This window comes from Streptomyces sp. NPDC052042, from assembly GCF_044548345.1.
Lineage (GTDB): Bacteria > Actinomycetota > Actinomycetes > Streptomycetales > Streptomycetaceae > Streptomyces.
This window is the reverse complement of the sequence record NZ_JBIUBU010000001.1, coordinates 835,765-847,477: the sequence shown is the minus strand read 5'-3', so window position 1 is coordinate 847,477 and position 11,713 is coordinate 835,765. Positions and strand designations below refer to the sequence as shown.

Sequence of the window (11,713 nt, the reverse complement as noted above, 5' to 3'; positions counted from 1 at the left end):
CCCGTGCGAATGCTCTGCGCGTCGACGCTGATCGGTGAATTCTTCGTGATCGGATTCGCCGGCCTCGTCGCGATGAAATCGGACGACCTCACGACCACCACGGTCTGGACGGTGTGCGGCATCGGCATGCTGCTCTCCGTACTGCTCTGCGGGATGATCGGCCGCCCTGGCGGGGTGCAACTCGGCTGGGCTCTCCAGATCGCCCTGGTGGCCAGCGGATTCATCGTCCCGATGATGTTCGTCCTCGGACTGGCCTTCGGCGGCCTGTGGTGGGCCTCCATCCACTACGGCCGGAAGATCGACGAGGCGAAGGCCCGTTGGGCGGCAGCCGAGGAGTCGGCCGAGGCCACTACCGGTGGCTGATCCGTCATCCTTTGGCCAAACCCGGTCGCGGACTCGTTCCCGTCCCCCTGTAGCCTCGCCTCACCGCACTCGCATGCCCGCAAGGAGCCGCACACCATGACCCAGCGCACCCTCGTTCTGCTCAAGCCCGACGCCGTCCGGCGCGGACTGGTCGGCGAGATCGTCGGGCGGATCGAGCGCAAGGCCGACTGGCGGATCACCGCGCTGGAGCTGCGCACCCTCGACCGCGCCACCCTGGAGCAGCACTACGCCGAGCACGTCGGCCGCCCGTTCTACGAGCCGCTCGTCGAGTTCATGCTGTCCGGTCCCGTGGTGGCGCTGGTCGCCGAGGGCGAGCGGGTCATCGAGGGGGTGCGCACGCTGAGCGGGCCCACGGACCCGATCGCCGCAGCGCCCGGTTCCATCCGCGGTGACTTCGGCACGATCACCCGTGAGAACCTCATCCACGCGTCGGACTCCGAGGAGTCCGCGGAACGCGAGCTGAAGCTTTTCTTTCCGGGGCTCTTCTGAGCGCGAATCAGCCGAACAGCGCTCATGACCTGGGGCGACCGAATTAATTCGGTCGCCCTTCGGCATACGCGTCGGGGTCGCGGGAACGCATCACTTCGACGTAACGTCACCAAGAGTGGAACGTCCACCCGTTCCGCCCACAATGGCGAAGGACCCTCGCACGGTGTCCGTGCACACGGCACTACGATGGAATCTTCCACGCCCACAGCGCTCACCTCGCCGACCAGAACAAGCCATCCGTGCTTTCCTGGAAGGCCCGACGCATCCTCATGGGGAACAAGGGGAACTCAATGTCGTTCATCGGTCGTGACATGGCTATCGACCTCGGGACTGCCAACACGCTGGTGTACGTCAGAGGGCGAGGCGTCGTACTGAACGAGCCGTCCGTCGTGGCCATCAACACCAACACCGGCGGCATCCTGGCGGTCGGCTCCGAGGCCAAGAAGATGATCGGGCGCACTCCGGGCAACATCGTCGCCGTGCGCCCCCTGAAGGACGGCGTGATCGCCGACTTCGAGATCACCGAGCGGATGCTCCGCTACTTCATCCTGAAGATCCACAAGCGCCGCTACCTGGCCCGCCCGCGGGTCGTGGTCTGCGTGCCCTCCGGCATCACCGGGGTCGAGCGCCGCGCCGTCATCGAGGCGTCGACGCAGGCCGGGGCGCGGCAGGTGCACATCATCGAGGAGCCCATGGCGGCGGCCATCGGCTCCGGGCTGCCGGTCCACGAGGCCACCGGCAACATGGTCGTCGACATCGGCGGCGGCACCACCGAGGTCGCGGTCATCTCGCTCGGCGGCATCGTCACCGCCCAGTCGATCCGGGTCGCCGGTGACGAGCTGGACAACGCGATCATCCAGCACATCAAGAAGGAGTACTCGCTCCTCCTCGGCGAGCGCTCCGCCGAACAGATCAAGGTCACCATCGGTTCCGCGGACGACCTGAAGAAGGACGAGCACACCGAGATCCGCGGTCGCGACCTGGTCTCCGGACTGCCCAAGACCGTGGTCATCTCGGCCGACGAGGTCCGCAAGGCCATCGAGGAGCCGGTCAACGCGATCGTCGACGCCGTGAAGACCACGCTCGACAAGTGCCCGCCGGAGCTCTCCGGCGACGTCATGGACCGCGGCATCGTCCTCACCGGCGGCGGCGCGCTGCTGCGCGGGCTGGACGAGCGGCTGCGCCGGGAGACCGGCATGCCGATCCACATCGCCGAGGACCCGCTGGACTCGGTGGCGCTCGGATCCGGCAAGTGCGTCGAGGAGTTCGAGGCGCTCCAGCAGGTGCTGGACGCCCAGCCCCGCCGGTAGCCGGCGCGGCACGACACGCCCCGCGGGCGGACGGGCGCACGCGGGTGGACAACGGCAGTCCGTCGTACGGTTCCCAGAGTTCCGTATGGCGGATCGCTGATATACAGGCACGAACATTCCTACGAGGAAGGCACGGCCGCCGCACGTGAGGGACACACGAGAGAGCCGGCTGCTCCTGGTGCTGCTGATCGTCATCGCGTTCGCACTGATCACGGTGGACATCCGGGGCGGAGAGGGATCACCGGTGGACGGCGCCAGGCGGGCCGCCGCCGCCGTCTTCGGCCCCGTCGAGAACGGCGTCGCGGCCGCCGTCGATCCGGTGGGCAACGCCATAGGGGCGGTGCGCGACTCCGGCACCCGGCACAACCGGATCGCCGAGCTGGAGCGCCAGAACGCCGCGCTCAAGACGGCGCTCGGCAGCGACGACAGCAACCGCAACCGAGTCCGCGAGCTCGACAAGATGCTGAAGAAGTCGGCCGCCGGACAGTACGGCATCAAGGCGGCCGAGGTCATCGCCATAGGAGCCGCCCAGGGCTTCTCCTGGACGGTCACCATCGACGCGGGCTCCCGCGACGGCATCCGGCGCGACATGACCGTCATCAACGGCGACGGGCTCGTCGGCCGGGTCACCACCGTCGGCCCGCAGACCGCCACGGTCCTCCTCGCCACCGACCCCGACTTCACCGTCGGCACCCGCCTGGAGAAGACCGACGAACTGGGCTTCGCCACCGGCCAGGGCTCCCGGCCGCTGTCCGTCCAGTTCCTCAACGGCAAGGCCAAGGTGAAGAAGGGCGACCGTCTGGTCACCTTCGGCTCCAGCAAGGACAAGCCGTTCGTGCCCGGCGTCCCGGTCGGCGAGGTCGTCCGCGTCGACCCGTCCGGCGGCGGCCTGACCCGTACCGTCTACGTCCGCCCGTACGTCGGGTTCACCAAGCTCGACATCGTCGGCGTCGTCGTCCAGGCACCGCGCCACGACCCCCGGGACACGGTCCTGCCGAAGGCCCCGCCCAAGCCCGCCGAGCCGAAGCCCACCCCGACCGTCACCGTCACGATCTCGCCCAACGGCGACATCGTCGACACCGAGGGCAACGTCGTCGGCAACATCCACGAGAGCCCCGATCCGAGCGGCGGCCCCGATCCGAGCGGAAGCCCGGGCGCCCTCACCGCCACGGACGACGAGCAGAGGTAGCGCCGATCCCCATGCGTCTGAACCGCATTCTGCTCTCCACCGTCCTGGTCGTGGCGGCGCTCGTCATCCAGGTCTCGGTACTGGCCCGCCTCCAACTCCCTGGCGCCGTGCCGGATCTGCTGCTCCTGGTCGTCCTCGGACTGGCCTTCGTGTACGGGCACACCAGCGGGGCCCTGATCGGCTTCGGCGCGGGTCTCCTCGCCGACCTGGCACCGCCCGCCGACCACGCCGTGGGGCGCTACGCCCTGGTCCTCTGCGTCATCGGCTACCTCGCCGGACTGGTCAAGCCGGAGAGCGGGCAGCTCAGGTCGGCCGCCGTACCGATGATCGGGGTCGTCGGCGCGGCGATCGGCTCGACGCTGCTGTACGCGCTCGTCGGCGCGCTCGTGGGGGACACCGCGGCCCGCCACGTGGGCCTCGGCAGTCTGCTGTTCACCGCCGCCCTCTACGATCTGCTGCTCGCCCCGTTCACCGTGCCGCTGATCATGGCCGTCGCCAGACGCACCGTGAACGACCCGGTCGCCGAGGCGTCCGGCGGCGACGTGTCCGCCGGATGGCTGGCCTCGGGCACCGGTCTGCGGATCGGCGACCAGCGCGGCGGACTGCGTGTCAGGGCCGCCCGCAACCGCGCGTCGCGCACCGGACGGATCAAGGGGGTCAAGCGACTGTGAGGCCGCACCACCGCGCGGGCGCCCCGGTCGCGCCCCGCACCCCCGGCGCGACCCGTACCCCCGGCACGCCCCGTCCCTCCCGCCCGACCGCCATCGGGGGCGCCCTGTGAGCAACATCCCCGAGACCGGCCGGACCCCCAGGGTCCAGATCCGTCTCGTCGTCATCCAGGTCCTCGTGTTCTCGCTGCTGTTGACCCTCGGCGGGCGGCTCTGGTACCTCCAGATCCGCAACGGCCAGGAATACAGCGAGGAGGCGAAGAGCAACCATGTCCAGCAGGTCGTGCAGCCCGCCGTCCGCGGCTCCATCCTCGACGCCCGCGGCGTCCCCCTCGCCGACAACGAGACCCGGCTGGTCGTCTCCGCGAGCCGCACCGAGCTGATGAAGATGAAGGACGACGGCAGGGACGTGCTGACCCGGCTCGCCGACGTCCTCGACATGAAGCCCAAGGACGTCCTGGACAAGGTGCGGCTCTGCGACGCGAAGACGCCCCAGCCCTGCTGGAACGGGTCGCCCTACCAGCCGATCCCGGTCACCGACGAGGCCACCACCCAGCAGGCCCTCACGATCCGTGAGCGCGCTGAGGACTTCCCCGGCATCACCGCCGAACCCACCGCCGTACGCCGCTACCCCGCGCCCGGCAAGGCCAACACCGCCCAGGTCCTCGGCTACCTCTCGCCGGTCACCGACGAGGAGATCACCAAGGCCCAGGACACCGATTCGCCCTACCTGCGTTCCGACCAGGTCGGCCGCTCCGGTCTGGAGCGCACCTACGACAAGGAACTGCGCGGCAAGGCCGGGGTCACCCGCTACGAGGTCGACAACCTCGGCCGGGTCATCGGCGAGGCCGAGAACGACAAGGCGGAACCCGGCTCCAGCATCGTCACCTCCATCGACGCCCGGGTCCAGGCCGTCGCCGAGTACGAGCTCAACGAGGCCATGAAGGCCGCCCGCCAGTCGTTCGACAGGAACACCGGCGAGAACTACAAGGCCGACTCCGGCGCCGTCGTCGTCATGGAGGCGAAGACCGGACGCGTCGTGGCGATGGCCTCGCTGCCCAACTACGACCCCAACTCCTGGGTCGGCGGCATCTCCGCCAAGGACTACGCCAAGCTCACCGGCCCGAAGTCCAACTTCCCGCTGCTGAACCGGGCCATCCAGGGCCAGGCCGCGCCCGGCTCGATCTTCAAGGTCATCTCGTCGACCGCCGCGGTCAACGCCGGCTACGCCTTCGACGGCCACTACCCCTGCCCCAGCTCGTACAGCATCGGCGGGCAGGTGTTCAAGAACTTCGAGTCCCAGGGCTACGGCAGCATCACCATCGGCCGCGCTCTGGAGGTCTCCTGCGACACCGTCTACTACGGCATCGCGCACAAGGAATGGCAGAAGGACGGCGGCAACAAGCCGAAGAAGAACACCAAGGACTGGTTCTACAAGACCGCCCACCAGTTCGGCCTGGGCAAGGAGACCGGCATCGACCTCCCCAACGAGGTCACCGGCCGCGTTCCCGACCGCCAGTGGAAGCAGCGGTTCTACGACGCCAACAAGGACGCCTGGTGCAAGCAGGGCAAGAAGGACGGCTCGTACGTCGAGAAGATCGCGTACGAGAACTGCCTCGAAGGCGACAGGATGCGCGCCGGTGACGCGGTCAACTACTCGATCGGCCAGGGCGACACCCTCGTGACCCCGATCCAGATGGCCACCATCTACTCCGCGATCTCCAACGGCGGCACCCTCTACACCCCTGCCGTCGGCAAGGCGGTCGTCAGCGGCGACGGCCGGACCGTCAAGGAGATCAAGCCCAAGTCGCACGGCAAGCTGCCCTTCTCGCGCAAGACCCGCAACGAGATCGACGAGGCCCTCGCGGGCGTCGCGACCCGGGGATCGGCCGCCTGGCGCTTCGGCGGCTGGCCGCAGGACAAGATCCCGATGCACGCCAAGACGGGTACCGCGGAGGTCTACGGCAAGCAGACGACCTCCTGGCTCGCCACGTACACCAAGGACTTCTCGATCGTCATGACGATCTCCCAGGGCGGCACCGGCTCCGGTGCGTCCGGGCCCGCCGTGCGCAACATCTACGACGCCATCTACGGGCTCGACGACTCCGGGACGCAGGACCTGAAGAAGGCGCTGCTGCCCGCCCCGCAGAAGTCCCTGCCGAAGATCCAGCCGGACGGCTCCATCGAGGCACCGGAGATCAAGCCCTACAACCCCGCCTCGCAGAAGCCCGAGCAGGAGCAGACCCTCGCGGCGGTCCTGGGGAGGCGCGACTGATGGCCGGATTCTCCGTCTCGCGCTACACCCCCGAGCGCTCCGCCTGGGGCAAGCTCGTCGCCCGCGACTCCGTCGTGCGCCGGCTCGACTGGCCCCTGCTCGGATCCGCGCTCGCGCTCTCGTTCATCGGCTCGCTGCTGGTCTGGTCGGCGACCCGGGGCCGGGACTCGCTCACGCACGGCGACCCCTACTACTTCCTGATGCGGCACGCCCTCAACACGGGCATCGGCTTCGCCCTGATGGTCGGCACGATCTGGCTCGGCCACCGCACCCTGCGCGGCGCGGTCCCGATCCTCTACGGCCTTTCGGTGCTCTTCGTGCTGGCGGTCCTCACCCCGCTCGGCGCCACCATCAACGGCGCGCACGCCTGGATCGTCATCGGCGGCGGCTTCTCCATCCAGCCGTCCGAATTCACCAAGATCACCATCATCCTGGTCATGGCGATGCTGCTCGCCGAACGTGTCGACGCGGGCGACCAGCTCCACCCGGACCACCGCACCGTCGCCAAGGCGCTGGGCCTGGCGGCCGTGCCGATGGCCGTCGTGATGGGAATGCCGGACCTCGGCTCCGTGATGGTCATGGTCGTGATCGTGCTCGGAGCGCTGCTCGCCTCCGGCGCCTCCAACCGCTGGATCTTCGGCCTGCTCGGCACGGGCGTGGCCGGCGCGGTCGCGGTCTGGGAGCTCGGTCTGCTCGACGACTACCAGATCGCCCGCTTCGCCGCGTTCGCCAATCCGGCACTCGACCCGGCGGGCGTCGGCTACAACACCAACCAGGCCCGCATCGCGATCGGCTCCGGCGGCCTCACCGGCACGGGCCTGTTCCAGGGCACCCAGACCACCGGCCAGTTCGTCCCCGAGCAGCAGACCGACTTCGTCTTCACCGTCGCGGGCGAGGAACTCGGCTTCCTCGGCGCCGGGCTGATCCTCGTGCTGCTCGGCGTCGTCCTGTGGCGTGCCTGCCGGATCGCCCGCGAGACGAGCGAGCTGTACGGCACGATCGTCGCCGCCGGGATCATCGCCTGGTTCGCCTTCCAGTCGTTCGAGAACATCGGGATGACGCTCGGCATCATGCCGGTCGCCGGACTCCCACTGCCGTTCGTGTCGTACGGGGGGTCCTCGATGTTCGCCGTCTGGGTCGCCGTCGGACTGCTCCAGTCCATCAGGGTCCAGCGGCCGATAAGCGCCTGAACCGGTGCCGCGGCACTGCCCGAGCCGGTGAACTTTTCCGGACACAGCACTAGATTCGGTCTATGGCGGACTCGAAACGTGAGATCGAGCGCAAGTACGAAGCCGCCGCGGAGACGCGGCTCCCCGATCTGAGCCGGGTGCCCGGGGTCTCGTCCGTCGTCCACCGGGGCGTCAGCGAGCTGGACGCCGTCTACTACGACACCGAGGACCTCCGGCTCGCGGCCGACCGCATCACCCTGCGCCGCCGCACCGGTGGTGACGACGCCGGTTGGCACCTCAAGTTCCCGGTCGCCACCGGCATCCGCGACGAGCTGCGCGAACCGCTCTCCGACACGCTGCCGTCCTCCCTGGCCGGCCTGGTTCGCTCCCGGGTACGCGACGGCGCGCTCGTCCCCGTCGTCCGGCTCCGCACCGCCCGCGACGTCCACCTCCTGACCGGCGGCGCCGGCGACGGCACGCCGCTCGCCGAGGTCTCCGTCGACGCCGTGCGCGCCGAACGGCTCCTCGGCGGCGAACGGCCCGCCGACGGCACGGAACGGCCGGCCGACGTGGAACGGCGGCCCGGCGACGACGCCGAACCCGCGGCCGACGGCGGTGCGCAGCGGCCCGCCGGCGGCGTGAGCACGGCGGCCTGGACCGAGATCGAGGTCGAACTGGCCGACGGGGCCGACCCCGCCCTCCTCGACGCCGTGGAGAAGCGGCTGCGCAAGGCCGGCATCCGCCCGTCCACGGCCTCGTCCAAGGTCGCGAGGGCGCTCGCCGAGACACGACCGGGCGACCGGCAGCGGGCCGGTGACGACAGAGCCGCACGCGGGGGCCCGGGACCGGGGGCCGGACAGGACGGCGCAGCCGCCCGGCCGGGGCCGGATGCCCGCGAGGGCGGCGCGCCGGCGACCGCGGGCGATCACGTCCTCGCGTACCTCCGTGCCCAGGCCGAGGCGATCGTCGCCCTCGACCCCGCCGTGCGCCGCGACCTCCCCGACTCCGTGCACCGGATGCGGGTCGCCACCCGCAGATTCCGCAGTGCGCTGCGGACGTACCGCGGGATCCTGGACCGGGGCGTCACCGACCCGGTCGGCGAGGAGCTGAAGTGGCTGGCCGCCGAGCTCGGGATCGATCGCGACCAGGAGGTTCTCGACGCCCGGCTGTGCGCGGGCCTGGACGCCCTGCCCCGCGTCCTCGCCCTCGGCCCCGTCCGGGCCCGGCTCCGGATCTGGTCGGGGGCCCGCCGGGGCGGCTCCCGGCGCCGTACCGTCTCCGTACTGGACGGCGAGCGGTACCTGGCCCTGCTGAACCGCCTCGACGTCCTGCTCGCCGACCCCCCGCTGCGGTCCGCCGCCTCCCAGGCCCCCGGGCGCGCGCTGCCCCGCGCCGTGCTCAAGGAGTACGGGCGTCTCGCGGCCCGCGTCGGCCGTGCCCTGGAGCTTCCGCCCGGCCACGACCGGGACCTCGCCCTCCATGACGCCCGCAAGGCAGCCAAGCGCGCCCGCTACGCGGCGGAGGCGGCCGGCCCCGCGCTGGGGAAGCCGGCCGCGCGGTTCGCCGCACGGATGAAGGCGGTGCAGACCCTGCTGGGCGACCACCAGGACAGCGTGGTGGCCCGTGAGGCCCTGCGCACCCTGGCCGCCCAGGCGCACAACGCGGGGGAGCCCGGGTTCACCTGGGGACTGCTCTACGGGCGGGAGGAGGCGACGTCCGCGGAGGAGGAACGGCGGCTTCCAGAGGTCTGGAGGCGGGCCTCGCGCCCGAAGGTGCGCAGGGCGCTGGCCAGGTGAGCGGAGGCGCTGCGAAGGCCGGACGCCGGGTAGGCTGAAGGGTCACCCTTGCCTGCTCTCGAAAGTTCGCGATGTCAGTCGATTCGGTCTTCCCACAGCTCGAAGCTCTGCTCCCGCATGTGCAGAAGCCCATCCAGTACGTCGGCGGTGAACTGAACTCCACCGTCAAGCCGTGGGACGCATGCGACGTCCGCTGGGCGCTGATGTACCCGGACGCGTACGAGGTCGGGCTCCCCAACCAGGGCGTCATGATCCTCTACGAGGTGCTGAACGAGCGCGAGGGCGTCCTCGCCGAGCGCACGTACAGCGTGTGGCCGGACCTCGAAGAGCTGATGCGCAAGCACGGGGTCCCGCAGTTCACGGTGGACGGCCACCGCCCGGTCAAGGCGTTCGACGTGTTCGGGCTCAGCTTCTCCACCGAACTCGGCTACACCAACATGCTCACCGCCCTGGATCTCGCGGGCATTCCGCTGGAGGCCCGGGACCGCACCGTCGACGACCCGATCGTGCTGGCCGGCGGGCACGCCGCGTTCAACCCGGAGCCGATCGCGGAGTTCATCGACTGCGCGGTGGTCGGCGACGGCGAGCAGGCCGTCCTGGAGATCACCGACATCATCCGCGACTGGAAGGCCGAGGGCCGCCCCGGCGGTCGCGAGGAGATCCTCTTCCGGCTGGCGAAGACCGGCGGGGTGTACGTTCCGGGCTTCTACGACGTCGAGTACCTCCCGGACGGGCGCATCGGCCGTGTCGTGCCCAACAGGTCGGGTGTGCCGTGGCGGGTGTCGAAGCACACGGTGATGGACCTCGACGAGTGGCCGTACCCGAAGCAGCCCCTCGTCCCCCTCGCCGAGACCGTCCACGAGCGGATGTCCGTCGAGATCTTCCGCGGCTGCACCCGCGGCTGCCGTTTCTGCCAGGCCGGCATGATCACGCGCCCCGTACGGGAGCGAAGCATCACCGGCATCGGCGAGATGGTCGACAGGGGTCTCAAGGCGACCGGCTTCGAGGAGGTCGGGCTGCTGTCGCTGTCCTCCGCCGACCACACCGAGATCGGCGACGTCGCCAAGGGTCTCGCCGACCGGTACGAGGACGACAAGATCGGCCTCTCGCTGCCCTCCACCCGTGTCGACGCGTTCAACGTGGACCTGGCCAACGAGCTGACCCGCAACGGCCGCCGCTCCGGACTCACCTTCGCCCCCGAGGGTGGCTCCGAGCGGATGCGCAAGGTCATCAACAAGATGGTCTCGGAGGAGGACCTGATCCGCACGGTCGCCACCGCGTACGGCAACGGCTGGCGCCAGGTGAAGCTGTACTTCATGTGCGGCCTGCCGACGGAGACCGACGAGGACGTCCTGCAGATTGCCGACATGGCCACCCGCGTCATCCAGAAGGGCCGCGAGGTCTCGGGCTCCAACGACATCCGCTGCACGGTCTCCATCGGCGGGTTCGTGCCCAAGCCGCACACCCCGTTCCAGTGGGCCCCACAGCTCGGTGTGGAGGAGACCGACGCGCGGCTGGCCAAGCTCCGGGACAAGATCCGCGGCGACAAGAAGTACGGCCGTTCCATCGGCTTCCGCTACCACGACGGCAAGCCGGGCATCGTCGAGGGACTGCTCTCGCGCGGCGACCGCCGCGTCGGGTCCGTCATCCGCGAGGTCTACGAGTCCGGCGGCCGCTTCGACGGCTGGCGCGAGTACTTCAGCTTCGACCGCTGGATGATCGCCGCCGAGAAGACGTTGCCCGAGTACGGCGTGGACCTCGACTGGTACACGACCCGCGAGCGGACCTACGAGGAGGTCCTGCCCTGGGACCACCTGGACTCCGGCCTGGACAAGGACTGGCTCTGGGAGGACTGGCAGGACGCGCTCGACGAGACGGAGGTCGAGGACTGTCGCTGGACCCCGTGCTTCGACTGTGGTGTCTGCCCGCAGATGGACACCAGCATCCAGATCGGCCCGACCGGCAAGAAGCTGCTGCCGTTGGCGGTCAAGAACGCAGCGCTGGCACCGAGTGGTCACGCGCACTGAGGTGAACGAGGCACTCGATCGCGTGGTTGAGGCCCCGGTGGGGGCGAGCGAGGACGAGGTGGCCGCTGCGCTCACTGCGGCAGGTGTTCCGCGTCCTTGCCTGTCGTTGCCGCCGCCCTCATCCCGGACGCCGTTGCCGGGACCTGGAAGCGGTTCACGGATCGTCCCTGAGGTGGAGTGGGTCTGAGCCCATCCCACTCTCCTGAGTGCGGCGCGACCGGTCGAGCCCCTTCCCTGGACCGGGAAGGGGCTCGTTGCGTTTGCGGGCTCGTCGCGGTTCGGGTGATCAGCCCCGCTGTCTGGCGCTCCGACCGGAAAGGTTTGCCAGAAGCTCGCGGCGTCCGGCATGGACGGGCCTCGTCAACCCTCCCTCGGCTGGCGACTGCCTACGAAAGGGGGGTGCGGG

At 70.1% G+C, this 11,713-nt stretch carries 9 protein-coding genes; all 9 read left to right on the top strand.

What is annotated here, in order from left to right:
• Nucleotides 1-3: 3 nt before the first annotated feature.
• The 9 genes from ACIHCL_RS03655 to ACIHCL_RS03615 all read left to right on the top strand — a co-directional run bounded on the left by ACIHCL_RS03655 (nt 4) and on the right by ACIHCL_RS03615 (nt 11,307).
• Entirely contained in the window at nt 4-363 is a 360-nt protein-coding gene (locus ACIHCL_RS03655; RefSeq protein ID WP_399856530.1) for a DUF4233 domain-containing protein, read from the top strand.
• A gap of 96 nt (nt 364-459) precedes the next feature.
• Nucleotides 460-873, top strand: coding sequence for a nucleoside-diphosphate kinase (gene ndk, locus ACIHCL_RS03650; RefSeq protein ID WP_399856528.1), 414 nt, complete (start codon nt 460-462; stop codon nt 871-873).
• A 290-nt stretch (nt 874-1,163) separates the two neighbouring features.
• Nucleotides 1,164-2,183: a rod shape-determining protein gene (locus tag ACIHCL_RS03645; protein ID WP_399856526.1), complete on the top strand. Its 1,020-nt coding sequence runs from the start codon at nt 1,164-1,166 to the stop codon at nt 2,181-2,183.
• Between the two features lie 145 nt (nt 2,184-2,328).
• A complete protein-coding gene (gene mreC / locus ACIHCL_RS03640; RefSeq protein WP_399856525.1) occupies nt 2,329-3,372 on the top strand; it encodes a rod shape-determining protein MreC in 1,044 nt (347 codons plus the stop codon).
• An 11-nt stretch (nt 3,373-3,383) separates the two neighbouring features.
• Nucleotides 3,384-4,043 (top strand): rod shape-determining protein MreD, encoded by a 660-nt coding sequence (gene mreD / locus ACIHCL_RS03635; RefSeq protein ID WP_399856523.1) that lies wholly within the window; start codon nt 3,384-3,386, stop codon nt 4,041-4,043.
• 106 nt (nt 4,044-4,149) lie between these two features.
• Complete coding sequence (gene mrdA / locus ACIHCL_RS03630) at nt 4,150-6,315, top strand: penicillin-binding protein 2 (protein WP_399856521.1); 2,166 nt, start codon at nt 4,150-4,152, stop codon at nt 6,313-6,315.
• Complete coding sequence (rodA, locus tag ACIHCL_RS03625; RefSeq protein WP_399856519.1) at nt 6,315-7,505, top strand: rod shape-determining protein RodA; 1,191 nt, start codon at nt 6,315-6,317, stop codon at nt 7,503-7,505. Before mrdA ends, rodA begins: the two co-directional genes overlap by 1 nt.
• Nucleotides 7,506-7,567: 62 nt before the next feature.
• Complete coding sequence (locus ACIHCL_RS03620) at nt 7,568-9,280, top strand: CHAD domain-containing protein (protein ID WP_399856517.1); 1,713 nt, start codon at nt 7,568-7,570, stop codon at nt 9,278-9,280.
• Nucleotides 9,281-9,351: 71 nt separating this feature from the next.
• Nucleotides 9,352-11,307, top strand: a complete 1,956-nt coding sequence (locus ACIHCL_RS03615; protein ID WP_399856515.1) for a TIGR03960 family B12-binding radical SAM protein — start codon at nt 9,352-9,354, stop codon at nt 11,305-11,307.
• The last annotated feature ends 406 nt before the right edge of the window (nt 11,308-11,713 follow it).